Source organism: Pseudomonas sp. ES3-33 (assembly GCF_000952175.1).
In the GTDB taxonomy this organism is placed as follows: Bacteria; Pseudomonadota; Gammaproteobacteria; order Pseudomonadales; family Pseudomonadaceae; genus Aquipseudomonas; species Aquipseudomonas gregormendelii.
The window spans coordinates 1-19,824 of the sequence record NZ_JZRI01000093.1; the positions used below are offsets into that span (position 1 = coordinate 1).

The 19,824-nt window shown below is 62.5% G+C and carries 20 protein-coding genes; 13 read left to right on the top strand and 7 right to left on the bottom strand.

Annotated features, from left to right (window positions below):
* From UB23_RS16845 to UB23_RS16865, 5 genes are all read right to left on the bottom strand, one after another.
* A partial coding sequence (locus UB23_RS16845; RefSeq protein WP_045060435.1) for a PQQ-dependent catabolism-associated CXXCW motif protein occupies nt 1–484 on the bottom strand: 484 nt, incomplete at its 3' end.
* A 167-nt stretch (nt 485–651) separates the two neighbouring features.
* Entirely contained in the window at nt 652–1,443 is a 792-nt protein-coding gene (locus UB23_RS16850; RefSeq protein WP_045060436.1) for an ABC transporter permease, read from the bottom strand.
* Complete coding sequence (locus UB23_RS16855; protein ID WP_045060437.1) at nt 1,440–2,171, bottom strand: ABC transporter ATP-binding protein; 732 nt, start codon at nt 2,169–2,171, stop codon at nt 1,440–1,442. The genes UB23_RS16850 and UB23_RS16855 overlap by 4 nt, the downstream gene beginning before the upstream one ends.
* Nucleotides 2,168–3,127, bottom strand: a complete 960-nt coding sequence (locus UB23_RS16860; RefSeq protein WP_045060438.1) for a YVTN family beta-propeller repeat protein — start codon at nt 3,125–3,127, stop codon at nt 2,168–2,170. Before UB23_RS16860 ends, UB23_RS16855 begins: the two co-directional genes overlap by 4 nt.
* 45 nt (nt 3,128–3,172) lie before the next feature.
* On the bottom strand, nt 3,173–4,357 hold the full coding sequence (locus UB23_RS16865; protein ID WP_045060439.1) for an ABC transporter substrate-binding protein: 1,185 nt from the start codon (nt 4,355–4,357) through the stop codon (nt 3,173–3,175).
* Between the two features lie 158 nt (nt 4,358–4,515).
* Here UB23_RS16865 and UB23_RS30520 point away from each other — a divergent pair, with 158 nt between their 5' ends.
* The 3 genes from UB23_RS30520 to UB23_RS16875 are packed head-to-tail and all read left to right on the top strand — an operon-like array spanning nt 4,516 to nt 6,538.
* Nucleotides 4,516–4,638, top strand: coding sequence for a hypothetical protein (locus UB23_RS30520; protein WP_269082902.1), 123 nt, complete (start codon nt 4,516–4,518; stop codon nt 4,636–4,638).
* Nucleotides 4,639–4,640: 2 nt separating this feature from the next.
* Nucleotides 4,641–5,900, top strand: coding sequence for a HAMP domain-containing sensor histidine kinase (locus UB23_RS16870; RefSeq protein ID WP_045060440.1), 1,260 nt, complete (start codon nt 4,641–4,643; stop codon nt 5,898–5,900).
* Complete coding sequence (locus UB23_RS16875) at nt 5,900–6,538, top strand: response regulator (RefSeq protein WP_045060441.1); 639 nt, start codon at nt 5,900–5,902, stop codon at nt 6,536–6,538. Before UB23_RS16870 ends, UB23_RS16875 begins: the two co-directional genes overlap by 1 nt.
* A gap of 110 nt (nt 6,539–6,648) precedes the next feature.
* Here UB23_RS16875 and UB23_RS16880 read toward each other — a convergent pair whose 3' ends face one another.
* On the bottom strand, nt 6,649–7,290 hold the full coding sequence (locus UB23_RS16880; RefSeq protein ID WP_045060442.1) for a pentapeptide repeat-containing protein: 642 nt from the start codon (nt 7,288–7,290) through the stop codon (nt 6,649–6,651).
* Nucleotides 7,291–7,433: 143 nt separating this feature from the next.
* Nucleotides 7,434–9,326: a quinoprotein ethanol dehydrogenase gene (gene exaA, locus UB23_RS16885; protein ID WP_045060443.1), complete on the bottom strand. Its 1,893-nt coding sequence runs from the start codon at nt 9,324–9,326 to the stop codon at nt 7,434–7,436.
* Nucleotides 9,327–9,580: 254 nt separating this feature from the next.
* Between exaA and pedF the strand changes: the two genes are divergently transcribed.
* The 10 genes from pedF to pqqE all read left to right on the top strand — a co-directional run bounded on the left by pedF (nt 9,581) and on the right by pqqE (nt 19,617).
* Nucleotides 9,581–10,042, top strand: a complete 462-nt coding sequence (pedF, locus tag UB23_RS16890) for a cytochrome c-550 PedF (protein WP_045060444.1) — start codon at nt 9,581–9,583, stop codon at nt 10,040–10,042.
* 3 nt (nt 10,043–10,045) lie between these two features.
* Nucleotides 10,046–10,924, top strand: a complete 879-nt coding sequence (locus UB23_RS16895) for a substrate-binding periplasmic protein (protein ID WP_045060445.1) — start codon at nt 10,046–10,048, stop codon at nt 10,922–10,924.
* Entirely contained in the window at nt 10,921–11,682 is a 762-nt protein-coding gene (locus UB23_RS16900) for a quinoprotein dehydrogenase-associated SoxYZ-like carrier (protein ID WP_045060446.1), read from the top strand. Before UB23_RS16895 ends, UB23_RS16900 begins: the two co-directional genes overlap by 4 nt.
* 16 nt (nt 11,683–11,698) lie before the next feature.
* Nucleotides 11,699–12,637, top strand: coding sequence for a quinoprotein relay system zinc metallohydrolase 1 (locus tag UB23_RS16905; RefSeq protein WP_045060447.1), 939 nt, complete (start codon nt 11,699–11,701; stop codon nt 12,635–12,637).
* A 265-nt stretch (nt 12,638–12,902) separates the two neighbouring features.
* Nucleotides 12,903–14,678: a PQQ-dependent methanol/ethanol family dehydrogenase gene (locus UB23_RS16910; RefSeq protein WP_045060448.1), complete on the top strand. Its 1,776-nt coding sequence runs from the start codon at nt 12,903–12,905 to the stop codon at nt 14,676–14,678.
* A gap of 175 nt (nt 14,679–14,853) precedes the next feature.
* The gene (gene exaC / locus UB23_RS16915) at nt 14,854–16,374 is read left to right on the top strand and encodes an acetaldehyde dehydrogenase ExaC (RefSeq protein ID WP_045060449.1); all 1,521 of its coding nucleotides are present in this window, start codon (nt 14,854–14,856) and stop codon (nt 16,372–16,374) included.
* A gap of 263 nt (nt 16,375–16,637) precedes the next feature.
* The gene (gene pqqA, locus UB23_RS28635) at nt 16,638–16,709 is read left to right on the top strand and encodes a pyrroloquinoline quinone precursor peptide PqqA (RefSeq protein ID WP_081499480.1); all 72 of its coding nucleotides are present in this window, start codon (nt 16,638–16,640) and stop codon (nt 16,707–16,709) included.
* Nucleotides 16,710–16,764: 55 nt separating this feature from the next.
* Complete coding sequence (pqqB, locus tag UB23_RS16920; RefSeq protein ID WP_045060450.1) at nt 16,765–17,679, top strand: pyrroloquinoline quinone biosynthesis protein PqqB; 915 nt, start codon at nt 16,765–16,767, stop codon at nt 17,677–17,679.
* 55 nt (nt 17,680–17,734) lie between these two features.
* Complete coding sequence (gene pqqC / locus UB23_RS16925) at nt 17,735–18,487, top strand: pyrroloquinoline-quinone synthase PqqC (protein ID WP_045060451.1); 753 nt, start codon at nt 17,735–17,737, stop codon at nt 18,485–18,487.
* Nucleotides 18,484–19,617: a pyrroloquinoline quinone biosynthesis protein PqqE gene (pqqE, locus tag UB23_RS16930; RefSeq protein WP_045060452.1), complete on the top strand. Its 1,134-nt coding sequence runs from the start codon at nt 18,484–18,486 to the stop codon at nt 19,615–19,617. Before pqqC ends, pqqE begins: the two co-directional genes overlap by 4 nt.
* The last annotated feature ends 207 nt before the right edge of the window (nt 19,618–19,824 follow it).

Consider the following 19,824-nt stretch of genomic DNA (forward strand, 5'->3'; position numbering starts at 1 on the left):
ACCAGTACAGTGTCTTATAGCCCATCGCGGCAGCGCGCTTGACCGCATTCCAGCTCAACCAGCAGTCGGAGCGGCAGTAGAACACCAGTGGTTGTGCCTGATTACCCTGGGTCAAGGCTTCAAGGTTACGCGCGAAATACTCTGCCCAGGCCGCAGTCAGGTCACCGTCACCGGTGTTGGCCAGCCAATGGCTGCCGGGTAGATTTTCGTGGGGCTGGTCTTCGATGAATTTCCCTTGCAGCCATTGGCGGCGGTAGACGTCGATCAACACCGGGCGCGGGGTCTGGCTCAGCAGGGCTTGCAGGGCGGCGGTGTCGATGATCGTCGCGCCCTGCGCTTGAGCCGGGGTAGGGCTGCGGTACAACCCGATGCGATAACCGTCGGTTGAGAACAACGCGGTCTCGGCGTGGGCGGTGCAAAGGAGCAAGCTCAGGGACAGCGCAGCGAGTGTGGGACGCAGAAGGCGACGTCGGGCACGGGGCATGGGGGCAATCCTTATAGTTATGCACCCATTACATGCCAGTCGCGGTGCTTTGGGAATGCGACGATAGACATGAAAACCAGTACTAAAGTAGTAATTTTTACCCTGCGCACCCCGTTCCCGGTGAATGAATGAAGCTCCACTGTTGGGGTGCCCAACACGATGCGGGCTCAGGTTGATTTGCGCAGGGCCGCGTGTTGCGGGTTGAAGGTCAACACTGCGAGCAGCGCAAACACCAGGGTCAATGCAGCGCAGACGGCCAGCGCCAGCGGATTGAACCGCTCATACAACGCAAACCGCACCAACTCCACCGCATGAGTGAACGGGTTGATCGCGCACAGCCAGTACAACCACTCACTCGACTCGCGCATCTTCCACAGCGGGTACAGGGCCGAAGACAGGAAAAACAACGGGAAAATCACGAAGTTCATCACCCCGGCGAAGTTCTCCAGCTGGCGGATGGCGTTGGACAGCAACAACCCCAGTGCGCTGAGCATCAATGCCACGAGTAGCAACGCGGGCAAGGCGACCAGCAGGCCCATGGCCGGCGGTTGCACGCCGTACACCCAGGCAATCGCCAGGAAGGCATACACCTGCAACAGCGAAATCAGCGCGGTGGCCAGCAGCTTGCTGCACAGCAGGAAGGTCCTCGGCAGCGGGCTGGTCAACAGCACGCGCATGCTGCCCATCTCCCGGTCGTAGACCATCGACAGCGAGCCCTGCATACCGTTGAACAGCAGGATCATGCAGGCAAGGCCCGGGATGATGTACACCTCGTAGGGGATGTAGGTGTCGTAGGGCTCGATGATCGCGATCCCCAGCGCTGCGCGGAAACCGGCGGCGAACACCAGCAGCCACAGCAAAGGCCGCACCAGCGCGCTGAGGAAACGCGTGCGTTGCAGCACAAAGCGCAGCCATTCGCGCAGCACGATGCCGCTGAAGCAGTGCCAGTAGGCATTCATCGTGAAGCTCCCGGGTTGGTCAGGTGCGCGAAAGCCGAACCCAGGTCGCCGCCGTGCTCAAGGCTCAGGGCATCAGCCTGACCGCTGGCGACCAGGCGTCCTTGATGCAGAATCAACAGGTCGTCGCCGGCTTGCACTTCGTCGAGCAGGTGAGTGGTCCAGAGCACGCTGATCTGCTGCTCGCGGCATAGGCTGCGGATATGCTGGTTGAGGGCCAGGCGGCTGGCTGGATCGAGGCCCGCACTGGCCTCGTCGAGCAGCAGCAGGCGCGGTTCGTGCAACAGCGCACGGGCGATTTCCACCCGGCGGCGGTGCCCGCCATTGAGCTCGCGAACCCGTTCACCGCGCCGCTCGGTCAGGCCCTGGCGGGCCAGCTCGGCATCGACCCGCAGCGCGGTCTGGCGGCGGCCCAGGCCATGCAACGCCGCGTGGTAGCGCAGGTTCTGTTCGACGCTGAGGTCCAGGTCCAGGGTACTTTGCTGGAACACCACACCCAACTGCCTGAGGGCCGGGCGTGGCGTAGTGCGCAGTGAGCACTGGCCCACGACAATGTCGCCGCGTTGCAGGTCGTAGAGTCGGGTGAGCAAGGCGATCAGCGTGGATTTGCCGGCGCCGTTGGGCCCCAGTAATGCGGCAAACCGCCCTGGCGCCAGGCTGAAACTCACCTTGCGCAACGCCTCCCGCGCGCCGTAGGCAAAACTCAGGTCGCTGACCTCCAGCGCGTTCATGGCGTGACCACCACGCCCCACGGATAACGTCCAACCTTGACCGACTTGCTGACCTTGAGGCTGTCGACATCGATCACCGATACGTCACCGCTGACCCCGTTGGTGGCCAGCAGCTGCTTCTGATCCGGGGTAAACGCCATCTGCCAGACTCGCCGGCCCACCAGCAGGTAATCGAGGATCTCGAAGGTCTTGGCATCAATCACCGCCACATGATTGGCCGGGCCGAGGGCAACGAAGCCGTATTTGCCATCGGCACTGAGCTTGATGCCCACCGGCTGCACCTTGTCCGGGTGCACACCCTTGATCTGGAACGTCAGGGTCTTGAGCACCTGGCGGGTTGCAACGTCGAGAATGGTCACCGTGCCGCCGATTTCCGCCGAGGCCCACAATTGCGCACCGTTTGGGGTGAACTCGACGAAGCGCGGGCGCTGGTCTACCAGCGTGCTGTCCGCCAGGGTCTGGGTGCTGGTGTCGATCCAGTGCAGCATGTTGGTGGTTTCGCTGGTGTTGACCGCCCATTTGCCGTCGGGACTGACGGCCATGCCTTCGGGTTCGACGCCGACACTGATCTGGCCCAGCACCTTGGAGGTTTCGGTGTCGATCACCGTCACCAGCGCATCGTCTTCGTTGGAGACATACAACCAGCGATTGTTAGGGTGCAGGGCGAACTGCTCGGGGTCCTTGCCGGATGGCAGTTCCTTGATGATCTTGCGCGTGGCGACGTCCATGACCTGCACGCGATCCGAGTCGCTGGCGCAGATGTACAGCAGCGTGTTGTCGTGGGACAGCAACAGGCCTCGTGGACGCTGGCCGACGGGCAGGGTATCGGTGACTTGCAGGGTCTGCATGTCGATCAGGCTGAGGCTGTTGTCCTTCTCGTTGGAGACCCAGGCGGTGCTGGCCGCGGCATGCCCGGCGGCGAGCAGCAGGGCGCATGAGAGCAGGGTGCGGCGCATGGCGAATTCCTTTTTGTTGTTGTTGTAGTTGTTGAACGTCAGGGGTCAGGGAAAGCGGCAGCTGACCTCGGGCTTGTCGTAGCCCAGGCTGTCCATCTCATTGAAGGGGTGCAGAAAGCCTTCCTGGGGCGAGGTGCTGACCAGCGCCCGGGGTTGCACGACAGGAATGGGCTGGCGCAGTTGACCGTTCCACGGCCGATAACTGAGCTTGCGGCCCTTGAAACCGTCCAGGGGCAGTTGATCGCTGAGTTGCAGCTGACGGATTGCCAGGGGGTCTGCCTGGCGCAGCTTGCTCACCGCGCTGGCGACGCTGCGCACGGCGATCCAGGCGGCAAAATCCCGGTCGTTCATCCAGCGTCCGGCCAGGGCTTCGAAACGTTTCTGCAACTGCGCGGCGCCGTAGGTTTCCACGGTTTTGTGCCAGCCCACCGGGGTCAGGCCCTGGGTGCCGGCGACGGGGCGTGGGTACCAGGTCTGGTAGGGCACGTATTCACCAAAGTCGCCGCGCTCATCGGCCACCAGCACCACGTCGTACTCGGCGGTCTGGGTGAACAGTGGCATGTCGGCCTGGGCGCTGCGGCGCTGGTCGTTGTCGAAACTCCAGGCTTTCTCCGCCACCAGCTTCAAGCCGAAGCGTTTCGCTGCACGCCGCAGGGCCGCGGCATAGGCTTGATCGTCGGCGGTCGGGCCGACGATCAGCAGCGCCCGCTGCCATTTGCGCACCACCAGGAATTGCGCCAGGGCGTCCGCCAGCATCGCCCGGCTGGGCAGGCTGTGCAGCACGTTCGCCAGGCAGTCGGTGGTGCGCAAGCTGTCGTCGGGGCTGCCAGCGTTGAACAGCAGGCTGTCGGGCAGGGCCGCACTGAGTTGGCGCAGGCTGTCGACCGGGGCGTTCACCACGAACAACCGCAGACCTTGCCGGTGTTGCGCCTGGGCGGCCTCGAGCAGGGCTTGCGGGCTGTCGGCACTGCCGTCGACCAGGGTGTAGCTCTGGTTGAGAAAGCGCCCGGTACTGTTGCTGTCGGTGATCGCCAGTTCGGCGCCGCGCAAGCCGGCATCGTCCGGTTCGGCAATGATGTTCGACAGCACAGGACCCGGGTCGGGGCGATAGCCCAGGTAGCCGATCCGCACCTGCAACGGCGCCTCGGCGGCCCGGCTGTGAGCGGACGGCAGGGCGGTGCAGGCGATCGCCAGCAGGCAGGTCAGGGCGTAGGGGGCTAGCTGGCGCATGGTGCACTCCGTTCCAGGTAGCGCCAGCATAGGAACCCGAAGGGCGATAAGAAATATGCAGAAAGTACCAGTCAGCCAGTACCAAGGTAGTAACTCCACCTGCGCGGCGCGGTTTTAGCATGGGTTGTAACAGCCACGACCTCTGGAGGCGCTGGGCCATGCGGATTTTCAAAGCGCTACTGCTGCCGTTCCTGCTGATCCTCAGCCTGATCGGCGTGGATAAACTGCATGGCTCGCGCCCCGCGCCGCTGGCGGTGTTCTCCGCGACGCCGGGGCGCTAGGCATGTCGGCGCTATGGCGAATCAACCTCTGGGTGTGCGGGTTTTTCACCCTGGTGACGCTGGCGTGCACGGGCTTGCTGTTGCATCAGGCGCTGGCGGATGTGGAGCGAGAACTGCAATCGGCCCAGGCCGTGGTCGAGTACCTGAGTGAAACGGCCGGGCGCGACCCGGCCAGTTTGCAACCCGGGCTCACCCGCAGCTTGCGGCATGTGCGGGTGCGCTGGCTGGAACCCGGCGAAGCGCCTCGGGCGGGCACCCAACATGGCCCGGACGCGTGGCTTGCCAGCGTGCTGTTTGCCCAGGCGCGGCACCACGAGCGGGTGCTGGAGCTGCAGGATGGCCGTCGGGTGCAGATTGCGGTCGATCCGCGTGACGAGATCGACGAGGTCTGGGATTCCCTCCAGCAACTGTTGGCATTGTGCGGCCTTGCGCTGCTGGTAAGCCTGCTGACCATTCGCTGGGCGGTTGGCCGCGGCATGGGCCTGCTCGATGAATTACTCCGAGCACTGCAGCAAGTTTCCGACGGCCAGCTCAAGGTGCGCCTGCCCACCGAAGGGGTTCCTGAAGCACGGCAGCTGGCGACGCATTTTAATCAGATGGCCCAGGCGCTGGAGCAGGCTTGCGCCGATAACGCGCATTTGACCCGGACCTTGCTGGCAGTGCAGGAGCAGGAGCGCACTCATCTGGCGCAGACCCTGCACGACGACCTCGGCCAGTACCTGGCGGGTATTCGCGCCCAGGCCTGTCTGCTGCGCTGGGTCGCGGACCAGCCGCAAGCAGTGGAACGCACAGTGCGCGAACTGGAACACAACTGCGAGCATCTGCAGCAAGGATTTCGCGCCCTGGTGCAGGACCTTTACCCGGTAGTACTGCAGCATCTGCCCCTGGAGCAGGCAGTGGCTTTGCTGGTGGAGCAATGGCAGGTGCGCCAGGGCATCGAATGCCAGCTGCGGGTCAGCGTGCAGATGCCAGCGTTGTCCAGCAGCAGTAAAACCCATCTTTATCGACTGCTGCAGGAGGCCTTGACCAACATCGTGCGCCATGCCGATGCCAGCCAGGTGCGGATCCGCCTGCAGCATCAGGGTGGGCGCTTGCGTTTGCTGGTGCGCGACAACGGCCGAGGCGCCCGGCAACCGCAGCAACCGGGCGTCGGCCTGTACTCGATGTGCGAGCGCGCCCGCAGCCTGGGCGGCGTGCTGCGGATTATCAGCCATCCCGGTGCCGGTTGGGCGCTGGCCTTGAACATGCCATTGGAGGTGTGATGAATATTCTGCTGGTTGATGACCATGCCGTGGTCCGCCAGGGCTACGCCAGTTTGCTGCGCGCGCTGCTGCCCGCCCTGGAGGTGCGTGAAGCGGCCACTGGCGAAGAGGCTTTGATCCGCGTCCAGGAAGCAGTACCGAACCTGGTGATCATGGATTTTGGCCTGCCAGGCATCAGCGGCCTGGAGACCACCCGCCGCCTGCGTCAGCGCCTGCCGCAATTGCGTGTGCTGTTTTTCAGCATGCACGATGAATTACCGCTAGTGCGCCAGGCACTGGAAGCGGGGGCTTCGGGTTACCTGACGAAAAGCTCGGCACCTGAGGTGCTGATCGAAGCCGTGCGGCGCATCCTGGCCGGGCACGCCTATATCGAACAACCCCTTGCCACGCAACTGGCCTGCCATCCGCAACACGACGCCAGCGACCCGCGCCTGAAGAGCATGACCCAGCGCGAGCTGGAGATTTTCGTGATGCTCGCCAAGGGCACCCCGGCCCGGATGATTGCCGAGCAATTGAGCATCAGCGCCAAGACCGTCTCCAATCACCTGACCTTGCTCAAGAGCAAACTGCAAGTCAGCTCCCACGCCGAGCTGGTGCATCTGGGCATCGATATGGGAGTGGTGCGCAAGGCGGGGTGAAAGAACACACCCATTCCCACGGTAGAAGCGAGCTTGGTCTGCCCACAAAATGTTGGATATCAATCATGACTTTGGGGAGGCAAACCATTCCGTAGGAGGATATGGTCGGCTCATTTATTCCACGTTGTTGGACACCCCGAACACCCCTCCATATTGGCATCTTGAAAGTTCGCATAATGCTGGCGCGATCCACTCAGGTTCGCCTGCTCAAGATTACTTTCACCAAACTTGGATTCCTGCAGATTCGCGTCTGCGAGATTCGCGCCCTTGAGGTCCGCCTTGCTCAGCCAGGTCATCTCCAGATCTGCCGCACGCAGGTTGGCACTGTGCATCTTGGCCCCGGAAAGCCGGGCGAATTGCAGGTAGGCACCACTGAGGTCGGCATCCTGGAATTGTGCGCCCTGGGCAAACATGCCCCAGCCCTGGATCGCCAGCAATTTTGCCCCGGTGAGATTCGCCAGGCGCAGGTTGCTCTGTTGCAGGCTGGCGCGGGTCAGGTTGGCGCCTTGCAGCCGGGCTTTTTCCAGGTTTGCCAGGTCCAGGCGCGCATGGCGCAGGTCGGCCCCGCGCAAGTCGGCGCCGCTGAGGTTCATGTTGCGCAGGTCCTGGTTACTCAGGTTCGCGCCCTTGAGGTCGGCACCGGGGCACTGGCTGTGATCGGCGATGGTGCAGCCGTTGATGATGAGCGGAACGTCGGCGGCGGCGTGGACCGTCGTAACGCTCAGTAGCAGTACTAGAGGCAGATATTTCATGAAGAGATCTCTGGCTGAGGGAGGTCTGTAGGAGCGAGCTTGCTCGCGATGGTCGTGAACGATGACGCGGGGTGTCTGGTGCCCCGTGTTGGTTTCGGGTTCATCGCGAGCAAGCTCGCTCCTACAGGGAAGGGGTTCGTGGTTTACTTTTGGACTACCTGGCTATCCCAGCTCGGAATCTTGAATACCCAGAACGACCCGCCCTGAGCCACTGGTTTGGTCAGCTCGGCCATGTCGCCGCCCCACAACGGCACCGCGCCGCCATAGCCAACGGTCACGCCGATGTACTGCTCGCCATCCTGCTCCCAGGTGATTGGCGGCGAGACGATGCCGCTGCCGGTCTGGAACTTCCACAACTCCTTGCCGGTTTTCGCATCGAAGGCCTTGAAGAAACCATCACCGGTACCGGTAAACACCAGGTTGCCCTTTGTCGCCAGCACACCGGCCCACAACGGCAATGCCTCCTTGTGTTCCCACACCACCTTGCCGGTGGTCGGGTTCATCGCGCGCAGGCTGCCGACGTGATCGTCGTACATGCGCTTGATACGGAAACCCATGCCCAGATAAGCCGAGCCTTTCTTGTAGCTGACCTCCTCGGTCCAGTACTCCTCCTTCCACTGGTTGCCGGGGATATAGAACAGCCCGGTGTCCTGGCTGTAAGCCATGGGGTTCCAGTTCTTGCCTCCGAGGAACGGCGGCGAAACCTCCACCGGCTTGCCCTTGGTCTCGCCCGGTAGTGGCTTGGCTGGACGCTGGCCTTCGTTTTCCACCGGCCGCCCGGTCTTGAGGTCGATGTGACTGGCCCAGGTGATGTTATCGACGAAGGGGAAGGCGTTCTGCAATTTGCCGTTGTTGCGATCGACCACATAGAAGAACCCGTTGCGGTCAGCGTGGCCGGTGGCCTTGACCGTCTTGCCGTCTTTGTCCTTGTAGTCGAACAGCACCAGCTCGTTGTTGCCGGAGAAATCCCAGGCGTCGTTCGGGGTGTGCTGGTAGAACCATTTCACTTCGCCGGTGCTTGGATCGACGCCGACCTGGCCCGAGGTGTAGAGGCTGTCGTAATCGTGGGGATTGCCATCCTTGGGCGTGCGCGCCCAGGTATTCCACGGGCCGGGGTTACCGGCGCCGACGATGATGGTGTTGGTTTCCGGATCGAAGCTCGCACTCTGCCACGGTGCGCCGCCCCCATGGCTCCAGGCCTCGACCTTGCCGGTTTCGGTGGTTGGGTCATTCGGCCAGGACGGCGCCTTGACGTCGCCGGTGGGGGTGCTGTCCTTGCCGTTCAGGCGGCCCACGTGACCTTCGACGAAAGGCCGCATCCAGACTTCCTCTCCGGTGTCCGGATCGCGGGCAAACAGTTGCCCGACCACGCCGAACTCATCGCCGGAGCTGCCATGGATCAGCAGCACCTTGCCGCTGGTCTTGTCCTTGATCAGCACCGGTGCGCCGGTCATGGTGTAGCCGGCGGCATGGTCACCGAACTTCTTGTTCCAGACCACTTTGCCGGTGTTCTTGTCCAGGGCGATCAGGCGCGCATCCAGGGTGCCAAAGTAGATCTTGTCGCCGAAGATTGCGGCACCGCGGTTGACCACGTCACAGCACGGACGAATGTTGTCCGGCAGACGATGGTTGTAGGTCCAAAGGCGTTTGCCGGTCTTGGCGTCCAGCGCGAAGACCCGCGAATAAGACCCGGTGACGTAAACCACGCCGTCACTGACGATGGCCTGGGATTCCTGGCCGCGCTGCTTCTCGTCCCCGAACGAATAGGACCAGGCCGGCGTCAGCTTGAACACGTTTTTGTCGTTGACCTGGGCCAGCGGGCTCCAGCGCTGGGCGTTGGTGCCCATGCCGTACTGCAGCACGTCCTTGGTGGTCAGGTGATCATTGGCAATGTCCTCCCACGAAACGTTGCGGGTAGGGGCCGCGGCTGCAGTGGCGGCATGGCTGGCAGTGCCGAGCGACAGGCTGCTCACCAGCACGAAGGCCTGTACGGCAAGGGTCAAGGGGGAAAGGGCGGGTAGCGATCTTATTGTCATGGTTGCAGTTCCCAGTGGAGGTTTTGGCCTGCACAGGGTGGTGCGCCCGGTGGGTTGGCGGATACGGAAAATATCCCGCTGTGGCCGGGAAAACTTCCCAAGGGGCACCTGATTTGGGTGTGCGCCACAAGCCCTACTACCAAGGGACTAGAAGGCGGCCACTAAAGCAGCATGGGGCTGGCGCCAGGTGCTTCCTAAGATGGTTGCCATAGCCTCTTTAAAGAGGTTTTGCGTGCAATCCTGAGGGCATAACAATGACAACAAAACGCAACGCCTTGCTTGTTGCCGGACTGCTGGCCGGTTTTATCAGTACCGGTTCCGCCTGGGCTCATGGCAACGTCGTCCCCCAAGCCGTCGAAACCCCGGGGCTGACCCCGATCAAGGACGCTGGCGTGCCGCTCGATGCCGATGGCTGGGCCGCAGTGAACCCTTATCGAACCTCGCCGCAGCACGACAAGGCGGTGGAAATCGGCTCTTCGGCCTACAACCAGAATTGTGCGGCCTGTCATGGCCTGGAAGCCAAGTCCGGAGGTATTGCCCCGGATCTGCGCATGCTCGATGTCGGTGACGCCGGTGATGAATGGTTCGTCGAGCGAGTGCGCCATGGCGCCGTACGCGACGGCCGCGTTTACATGCCCAAGATGGCCGATTACCTGAGCCAGGAAGCCTTGTGGGCGGTGCGCACTTACCTGGATACGGTCCACGTCGAGGAGTAAGGCATGCGCCTGTTCACGCTGTTGATCAGTGCGTTGTTGCTGTGCTGCCAGGTGGTACAGGCGCAGGTGCGGACCTATGACGAAATGATCGCCGCCGGAGAGCTGAAAGTGGCGGTCTACAAGGACTTCGCCCCTTACAGTTTCGAAGACGCCGGTCAGCCCCGGGGCGTCGATGTGGACTTGGCCGCAGCACTGGCCAAGGCACTCGGTGTGCGCCTGACCCTGATGTGGGCGCCGGCGGGAGAAAAACTCGACGACGACCTGCGCGACTACATCTGGCGTCCCAGCCAATTGCACGACCTGCAATTGGCTGACCTGATGATGCGCGTACCCTACGACCAGGACTACGCGCGCAAGCGCAACGAGCTGGGCGAACTGGAGAACAGCCACGTGGTGATGTTCGGGCCCTATCAGAACGAACAGTGGCAGGTGGCGTACGACCGTCGCCGCCTGGACAAGGTCGCCAGCGTGGCAGTGTTCGAGCATCATCCGATCGGCGTCGAGGTGGACAGCGTTCCGTCGTTCTACCTGACCTCGGTGTTCAACGGCATGCTCGCCGGCAAGACCCACCATTATCCCGGCGTGCACCAGGCATTTGCCGCGATGAAGGCGGGTGAAGTCGATGCGGTGATGGCGATGCGCGGCGAGATCGACTGGCAAGTGCACGAAGCGGCCGACCCCCAGGTTGCGCTGGCGGAAAACGCCTACCCGAATATGGGCAAGCAACTCTGGGAGATCGGCATGGCTGTGCACGAAAGCAATCGACAGCTGGCGTATGCGGTCGAGGAGGCGCTGGAAGGGATGATTAGCGATGGTTCGGTCAAGGCGCTGTATGCCAGGTACGGCCTGCGCTATGACGTGCCCGAGCTGTATCAGCAGTGAACTGGCAAGCGAGCTGCCTGCTGGCCTGCTGGCTGCCCATCGCTGCCCATGCAGCGGCCATCGACCCCGGCAAAGACCCGGTGCCGTCGGTGATGTGGGCTTTTTATCACACGCAAATGCTCGGTGATGCGCCGTTCGTGTTCGATGACCGGGTAAAACTGCTGGCCCCGCCATTCGCCGAAGATGCCCGGCAGGTACCGCTGGAGATCGACGCCCGGGCGTTCAAGGGCGAAGTGGTGAAAATCCTCGCCTGGGCCGAGTTGAACCCGTTGCCGAAGATCGTCGATTTCCAGCCGGTGAGCGGGGTCTTGCCCTGGCTGTCGATCCGTATCCGCATCGAACAGGCGACCCCGTTGCGCGCCGCCGTGTTGACCCGCGACGGCCTGTGGCATGTCGGTTCGACGCTGATCGACGCGGCGGGTGGCGGCTGCACCGCACCCAGCGTAGTGCGCACCCAGCCGGGGTGGGAGGAGCACATCGGCGAAGTGCTGGGCGGTCGATACCCGCGGGGCGAGTTCAGTCGCCTGCGCCTGCAGGTCGCGCATCCGATGGACAACGGCATGGTCAGTGGCATCCCGGAATTCTTCATCAATCATGCCGAATTGCGTGATGGTAATGATCAGGTCCTGGCGCGCCTTGAGCTGTTTCCCGCCGTCAGCGAAAACCCCAACCTGACGTTCGATATCGAAGGGGCAGGGCAGACGCGCCTGTTACTGCGCGACAACAGCGGCAATGAGTTCGATGCGGCCATTCCCTGACCCCAAGGAGCGCCTGATGCGCTGGATGCTGTTGTTGTTGATCGGAATGAGCCTGCCGGCCCTGGCCGACCTCGAGTACTCGCTCAAGCCCAGGCTCATTGCCCAGGACACCTGGTTGCTGGAAGGCAGCACCGACAACTTCGCCAAGGGCAACGGCGGCAACATCGTCAACACCGCCTTCATTGTCACCGAGCGCGGCGTGGTGGTGATCGATACCGGGCCCTCGAAGCGTTATGGCGAAGCGATGCGCCAGGCGATTGCGGCGACGACCGACAAGCCGGTGATCGAGGTGCTGTTGACTCATCACCATCCCGACCATGTGCTCGGCAACCAGGCCTTTACCGACGTGCCGATTGCCGCGCTGGCGGGGACTACGCAGTTGTTGCGTCAGCAGGGTGATGCCATGGCCGAGAATATGTACCGGCTGGTGGGCGACTGGATGCGTGGCACCGAAGTCATATTGCCAACCCGGACACTGGAGCCGGGTGTGCACAGTTTTGGGAATCACGATTTACGCGTGCTGAGCCTGGGTGGGCACACCGGCGCGGATCTGGCTATTCTCGACCAGAAAACCGGCGTGTTGTTTGCCGGGGACCTGGTGTTTTATCAACGGGCACTGACCACGCCCAACAGCCCTGGGCTGGCGGTGTGGCTGGCCGACATCGCCACGCTTGAAGGCCTGCCCTGGACGCTGATCGTGCCCGGCCATGGCCCGCTGGCAACTGACGCCAGGCCCTTCGAACAGATGCGCGACTACCTGGGGTGGCTCGACCAGCTGATGCGCGACGGCGCGGCCAATGGCAGCGACATGGCGGAGATGATCCGCAGCCCCATTCCCGAGCGATTCGCCACAATCAACCTGAGTCGATATGAGCTGATTCGCAGCGTCAGTCATCTGTTTCCCCGCTACGAGCGCGCCCAAATGACCCGAGTGGATTCCACCCCCGACAACTGAATACCACTCACCACCTGACCTTCTGTGGCAGCGAGCCTGCTCGCGATGGTCGCCAACGATAACCCTGGAACCTGACACCCAGCGGCGTTCTCCCGTCCATCGCGAGCAGGCTCGCTCCCACATGGGTTACGCGCTACGACCCCGTACTAAGGAACTACAAATCTCCACACTGCGGGCAATTGTTGCCAGGGCCCCGGCGACCAAGAATCTGCACCAGACCGGGAAATTTTCCCGGGTATAACAAAAAACCGCAGAGGCAGCCGTCATGACCCAACCCGCACGTCGCCAACCCTTCGTCTTGAGCCTGTTGCTCAGCGCCATGCTGCTGTCCGGCCAGGCGCTGGCGGCCGTCACCGACCAGGAGATTCTCCAGGACCCCACGAACCCGGGGCAGATCGTCACCAACGGTCTGGGCGTGCAGGGTCAACGCTACAGTCCGCTCGATACGCTCAACGTCGACAACATCAAGGATTTGCGGCCAGTGTGGGCCTTCTCCTTCGGTGGCGAGAAACAGCGTGGCCAGCAAGCGCAGCCGATGATCAAGGACGGCGTGATGTACATGACCGGTTCCTACTCGCGGGTGTTCGCGGTGGATGCGCGCACCGGCAAGAAACTCTGGCAGTACGACGCACGCCTGCCCGACGATATCCGGCCCTGCTGCGACGTGATCAACCGCGGCGTCGCGCTGTATGGCGACCTGGTGTTCTTTGGCACCCTGGACGCCAAGCTGGTGGCGCTGAACAAGGACACCGGCAAAGTGGTCTGGAGCAAGAAGGTCGCCGATCACAAGGAAGGCTACTCGATCAGCGCCGCGCCCATGGTCATCAACGGCAAACTGATCACCGGAGTGGCCGGTGGCGAATTCGGCGTGGTCGGCAAGATCGAAGCCTACGACCCGAAGAACGGTGATCTGCTGTGGACTCGCCCTACGGTCGAAGGTCATATGGGTTACGTCTACAAGGATGGCAAGGCCGTAGAAAACGGCATTTCCGGCGGCGAGGCGGGCAAAACCTGGCCGGGCGACCTGTGGAAGACCGGTGGCGCAGCGCCGTGGCTGGGTGGCTACTACGACCCGGAAACCAACCTGCTTCTGTTCGGTACAGGTAACCCGGCACCGTGGAACTCGCACCTGCGTCCTGGCGACAACCTGTACTCGTCCTCGCGCCTGGCGCTCAACCCGGACGACGGCACCATCAAATGGCATTTCCAGAGCACGCCCCACGATGGCTGGGACTACGATGGCGTGAACGAGCTGATTTCGTTCAATTACACCGAGGGCGGCAAGGAAATCAAGGCTGCCGCCACCGCTGACCGCAACGGTTTCTTTTACGTGCTGGACCGCACCAACGGCAAATTCATCCGCGGTTTCCCGTTCGTGGACAAGATCACCTGGGCCACCGGGCTGGATAAGGACGGTCGGCCGATCTACAACGAAGCCAGCCGACCGGGTGCACCGGGCACCGAAGCCAAAGGCAGTTCGGTGTTCGTCGCCCCGGCGTTCCTCGGCGCGAAAAACTGGATGCCGATGGCCTACAGCAAAGACACCGGCCTGTTCTACGTGCCGTCTAACGAGTGGGGCATGGACATCTGGAACGAAGGCATCGCCTACAAAAAAGGCGCGGCCTTCCTCGGTGCCGGTTTCACCATCAAGCCACTGAACGAAGACTACATCGGCGTGCTGCGCGCCATCGACCCGAAAACCGGCAAGGAAGTCTGGCGTCACAAGAACTTCGCGCCACTGTGGGGCGGGGTGCTGACCACCAAAGGCAATCTGGTATTCACCGGCACGCCGGAGGGGTTCCTGCAGGCATTCAATGCCAGGACCGGCGAGAAGGTCTGGGAATTCCAGACCGGCTCCGGTGTGCTCGGCTCACCTGTGACCTGGGAAATGGACGGCGAGCAGTACGTCTCGGTGCTGTCCGGCTGGGGTGGCGCGGTGCCGTTGTGGGGCGGCGAAGTGGCCAAGCGCATCAAGGACTTTAACCAGGGCGGCATGCTCTGGACCTTCAAATTGCCGAAGGACCTGGTGGCTAAGCACTAATCCAGGTTCACCACATCCCACAGAGATTTCCACCCCATTGGGATTTGTGGGCAAACCTACTACCAAATAACGAGAGCCCCCCTGCCAACGGCGCATTCGTCTGGCACCTGGGGCTCTCTACTATCGGTTCATCGCCTGTTTGCACGACAGGCATCGACCCAGACAGAGGCCCACCATGATCTACGCACAACCCGGAACACCCGGCGCCGTCGTTTCCTTCAAGCCGCGCTACGGCAATTTCATTGGCGGCGAGTTCGTTGCCCCGGTCAATGGCGAGTACTTCACCAACACCTCGCCGGTCACCGGTGAAGTGATCGCCGAATTTCCGCGCTCCAGCGCCGCCGATATCGACAAGGCCCTCGACGCGGCCCACGCTGCGGCGGATGCCTGGGGCAAGACCTCGGCGCAGGACCGTTCGCTGGTCCTGCTGAAAATCGCCGACCGCATCGAGCAGAATCTGGAAATCCTCGCCGTTACCGAAACCTGGGACAACGGCAAGGCCGTGCGTGAAACCCTCAATGCCGACGTACCGCTGGCCGCCGACCACTTTCGCTATTTCGCCGGGTGCATCCGTGCGCAGGAAGGCGGCGCCGCCGAGATCAACGAACTGACCACCGCTTATCATTTCCACGAGCCTTTGGGCGTGGTCGGACAGATCATCCCGTGGAATTTTCCATTGCTGATGGCCGCCTGGAAACTCGCTCCGGCCCTGGCTGCCGGCAACTGCGTGGTGCTCAAGCCGGCCGAGCAAACGCCACTGTCGATCATGGTGTTCGCCGAACTGATCGCCGATCTGCTGCCAGCGGGTGTGCTGAACATCGTCCAGGGTTTCGGCCGCGAAGCCGGTGAGGCCCTGGCCACCAGCAAGCGCATCGCCAAGATCGCGTTTACCGGGTCCACTCCGGTGGGCGCACACATCATGCACTGCGCCGCCGAGAACATCATTCCAAGCACCGTGGAACTGGGCGGCAAGTCGCCGAACATCTTCTTCGAAGACATCATGAACGCGGAGCCGCAGTTCATCGAAAAAGCCGCCGAAGGCCTGGTGCTGGCGTTCTTCAACCAGGGCGAAGTCTGCACCTGCCCATCCCGGGCGCTGGTCCAGGAATCGATCTACGAGCCGTTCATGGCCGAGGTGATGAAGAAGATCGTCAAGATCAAGCGCGGCAATCCGCTGGACACCGAGACCATGGTCGGCGCCCAGGCGTCCGAGCAGCAGTACGACAAGATTCTCTCGTACCTCAAAATTGCCCAGGAGGAGGGCGCGGAGCTGCTCACCGGCGGCGCCGCCGAGCGCCTTGAAGGCGACCTGTCGACGGGTTACTACATCCAGCCGACCCTGCTCAAGGGCCACAACAAGATGCGGGTGTTCCAGGAAGAAATCTTCGGTCCGGTGGTGGGTATCACCACCTTCAAGGACGAAGCCGAAGCGCTGGCGATCGCCAACGACAGCGAATTCGGCCTCGGTGCCGGCCTGTGGACCCGCGACATCAACCGTGCCTACCGCATGGGCCGGGCGATCAAGGCCGGCCGTGTGTGGACCAACTGCTACCACCTGTACCCGGCGCATGCCGCGTTCGGCGGTTACAAGAAGTCCGGGGTGGGCCGCGAAAATCACAAGATGATGCTCGACCACTACCAGCAGACCAAGAACCTGCTGGTGAGCTACGACATCAATCCGCTGGGGTTCTTCTAACCCCCAAAAACACCGCGCCCACCTGTAGGAGCGAGCGTGCTCGCGATGGTCGCCAACGATAACGCTGGGAACCTGATACCCAGCGTTGTTCTTGCGTCAATCGCGAGCAAGCTCGCTCCTGCAGGTTTTTGCAATCGAACCGCCGCGCAACACCCCCTACCAACGCACCCCGCCAACTCCTTCGAAAGTAGCATTCGGTCACCTCCCGCCCCGTGCATTAATGGCTTTACCGGAATTGCCCGGCACAAGAAGAGGATTGACCCATGTGGCATAAACCCGCGTTTACCGATCTGCGCATTGGCTTCGAAGTGACGATGTATTTCGCCAACCGTTGATTGTTCACCCGGCCAGCCGTCGTGTTGGCCGGGCCTGCCTTCTGGAGCATTGCTCATGCACATCCGTGTTCTTGGTTCGGCTGCTGGTGGCGGTTTTCCGCAGTGGAACTGCAACTGCCGGCAATGCGCCGGAGTGCGCAACGGCACCCTGCGGGCGCAGCGGCGAACGCAGTCCTCGATTGCCCTGAGCGACAACGGGGTGGACTGGGTGCTGTGCAATGCTTCACCGGATATCCGCGCGCAGCTGGAAAGCTTCGCGCCGCTGCAACCGGCTCGACAATTGCGCGACACGGCGATTACCGCCGTGGTGCTGATGGACAGCCAGATCGACCACTGCACCGGCCTGTTGAGCCTGCGCGAAGGCTGCCCGCATTCCGTGTATTGCACCGGCCGGGTCCACGAAGACCTCAGCAGCGGCTTCCCGCTGTTCGGCATGCTCAAGCACTGGAACGGCGGCCTGCAGTGGCGAACGCTCGGCCTGGACCGCGAACCCTTTCAGATCCCGGCCTGCAAACACCTGCGGCTGCGGGCGATCCCGCTGGTCAGTAACGCACCACCGTACTCGCCCAACCGCGGCAATCCGCAGCCCGGCGACACCATCGGCCTGTTTATCGAAGACCTGCAAAGCGGCGCGTCGCTGTTCTACGCTCCGGGGCTCGGGCAGGTCGACGCTGAGGTGCTGGGCTGGATGCAACGCGCCGATTGCCTGTTGCTCGATGGCACGTTGTGGCGCGACGACGAAATGCGCGTGTGTGAGGTCGGCCAGAGCCTGGGCAGCGACATGGGCCACCTGGCCCAGAGCGGGCCTGGCGGCATGCTGGAAGTGCTGGAAGGCTTTCCCCGCCAGCGCAAGGTGCTGATCCATATCAACAACACCAACCCGATCCTCGATGAGGACTCGGCGGAACGGGCGTTGCTGGAGCGGCGGGGGATTGAGGTGGCTTTTGATGGCATGGACATTGTGCTGTAGCCAATGGCCCCATCGCGGGCAAGCCAGATACCACACAGCTTCCAGGATGATCCCAATGACCGACACCCCGATGACCCCCACCGAATTCACCGCCGCCCTGCAAGCCAAAGGCGCCTATTACCACATCCACCACCCCTTCCACCAAGCCATGTATGCCGGTCGAGCTACCCGCGAACAGATCCAGGGCTGGGTCGCCAATCGGTTCTACTATCAGGTGAACATCCCCCTGAAAGACGCTGCGATCCTCGCCAACTGCCCCGATCGCGAAGTGCGGCGTGAATGGCTGCAACGCATCCTCGACCACGACGGCGTGCCTGGCAGCGAAGGCGGCATCGAAGCCTGGCTGCGTCTGGGTGAAGCCGTAGGGCTCGATCGCGAACAGATTCTCTCCCAGAAACTGGTGCTGCCCGGCGTACGTTTTGCCGTGGACGCCTACGTCAATTTTGCCCGGCGTGCCTGCTGGCAGGAAGCAGCCAGCAGCTCCCTGACCGAGCTGTTCGCGCCGCAGATCCACCAATCACGTCTCGAGGCCTGGCCGAGCCATTACCCATGGATCGACAGCGCCGGCTACGACTACTTTCGCACCCGCCTGGGCCAGGCCCGCCGGGATGTCGAGCACGGCCTGCGCATTACCCTGGCGCACTACGTCACCCTGGAGGGCCAGCAACGCATGCTGGAAATCCTGCAATTCAAGCTTGATGTGTTGTGGAGCATGCTCGACGCCATGAGCATGGCCTATGAACTGCAGCGCCCGCCTTACCATAGCGTGACCACGCAGAACGTCTGGCACCGGGGGATTGACCTGTGAACGGGAGCAAACCGCAACCCGGTCCACCGCTGTGGCTGCTGGCGGAGCTGACCTATCGGTGTCCGCTGCAGTGCCCCTATTGCTCCAATCCGCTGGATTTTGCCCAGCAGGGGGCGGAGCTGAGCACCGAGGAATGGATTCGCGTATTTCGCGAAGCGCGGGAGATGGGCGCGGCGCAGCTCGGCTTTTCCGGAGGCGAGCCGCTGGTGAGGCAAGACCTGGCCGAGTTGATCAAGGCCGGGCGGGACATGGGTTATTACACCAACCTGATCACCTCGGGCATCGGCCTGACCGAGCAGAAGGTGCGCGACTTCAAGGTTGCCGGGCTGGACCACATCCAGATCAGTTTTCAAGCGGCCGACGAGGCGGTCAACAACATGCTCGCCGGATCCCGCAAGGCCTTCGCGCAGAAGCTGGCCATGGCCCGGGCGGTGAAGGCCCAGGGTTATCCGATGGTGCTGAATTTTGTCACCCATCGGCACAACATCGACCAGATCGACCGCATCATCGAGCTGTGCCTGGAGCTGGAAGCGGATTTCGTCGAGTTGGCGACCTGCCAGTTCTACGGCTGGGCCGAGCTCAACCGGGTCGGCCTGTTGCCCACCCGTGAGCAGTTGCAGCGCGCCGAGCGCATTACCAATCAGTACCGCGAGCGTCTCGAGGCCGAAGGGCATCCCTGCAAGCTGATCTTCGTCACCCCGGATTACTATGAAGAACGCCCCAAGACCTGCATGAACGGCTGGGCCAACCTGTTTCTCGACATCACTCCGGACGGCACCGCACTGCCATGCCACAGCGCCAGGCAGCTCCCGGTAGCCTTCCCCAATGTGCGCGAGCACAGCATCGAGCACATCTGGACCGACTCGTTCGGCTTCAACCGTTTTCGTGGCGACGACTGGATGAAGGAGCCTTGCCGCTCCTGCGATGAAAAGCACAAGGACCTGGGGGGGTGTCGGTGCCAGGCGTTCATGCTGACCGGCGATGCCGAGAATGCCGACCCGGTGTGCAGCAAGTCGGCGCACCACGGCGTCATCCTCAAGGCCCGGGACGAGGCCGATGCGCCCGGGCTGGGCATGGAGCACCTGACGCTGCGCAACGAAAAAGCCTCGCGCCTGATCTACCGCGGATAACAACCATGCACACGCCCCCGTAGGAGCCGGCTTGCCGACTATGGCGTGCGCACAATTTACGCAAGGCTTCAGGGCCTCATCGCCGGCAAGCCGGCTCCCACGAGGAATCTGTTGTCATTTCAGCCTTTAGGTACCCATTGGTCTGATTGCATTCACCGCCGGATGGGGTAGTGTGGCTTTACCTTCCAAAACAATAAAAACACAGGC

Coding starts and splice junctions, on each gene's coding strand:
- UB23_RS16875 (WP_045060441.1), top strand. CDS start 5,900: ATGAATATTCTGCTGGTTGATGACCATGCCGTGGTCCGCCAGGGCTAC.
- UB23_RS16855 (WP_045060437.1), bottom strand. CDS start 2,171: ATGAACGCGCTGGAGGTCAGCGACCTGAGTTTTGCCTACGGCGCGCGG.
- UB23_RS16850 (WP_045060436.1), bottom strand. CDS start 1,443: ATGAATGCCTACTGGCACTGCTTCAGCGGCATCGTGCTGCGCGAATGG.
- UB23_RS16865 (WP_045060439.1), bottom strand. CDS start 4,357: ATGCGCCAGCTAGCCCCCTACGCCCTGACCTGCCTGCTGGCGATCGCC.
- UB23_RS30520 (WP_269082902.1), top strand. CDS start 4,516: ATGCGGATTTTCAAAGCGCTACTGCTGCCGTTCCTGCTGATCCTCAGC.
- exaA (WP_045060443.1), bottom strand. CDS start 9,326: ATGACAATAAGATCGCTACCCGCCCTTTCCCCCTTGACCCTTGCCGTA.
- pqqC (WP_045060451.1), top strand. CDS start 17,735: ATGACCGACACCCCGATGACCCCCACCGAATTCACCGCCGCCCTGCAA.
- pqqB (WP_045060450.1), top strand. CDS start 16,765: ATGCACATCCGTGTTCTTGGTTCGGCTGCTGGTGGCGGTTTTCCGCAG.
- exaC (WP_045060449.1), top strand. CDS start 14,854: ATGATCTACGCACAACCCGGAACACCCGGCGCCGTCGTTTCCTTCAAG.
- UB23_RS16870 (WP_045060440.1), top strand. CDS start 4,641: ATGTCGGCGCTATGGCGAATCAACCTCTGGGTGTGCGGGTTTTTCACC.
- UB23_RS16880 (WP_045060442.1), bottom strand. CDS start 7,290: ATGAAATATCTGCCTCTAGTACTGCTACTGAGCGTTACGACGGTCCAC.
- pedF (WP_045060444.1), top strand. CDS start 9,581: ATGACAACAAAACGCAACGCCTTGCTTGTTGCCGGACTGCTGGCCGGT.
- UB23_RS16905 (WP_045060447.1), top strand. CDS start 11,699: ATGCGCTGGATGCTGTTGTTGTTGATCGGAATGAGCCTGCCGGCCCTG.
- UB23_RS16860 (WP_045060438.1), bottom strand. CDS start 3,127: ATGCGCCGCACCCTGCTCTCATGCGCCCTGCTGCTCGCCGCCGGGCAT.
- UB23_RS16910 (WP_045060448.1), top strand. CDS start 12,903: ATGACCCAACCCGCACGTCGCCAACCCTTCGTCTTGAGCCTGTTGCTC.
- UB23_RS16895 (WP_045060445.1), top strand. CDS start 10,046: ATGCGCCTGTTCACGCTGTTGATCAGTGCGTTGTTGCTGTGCTGCCAG.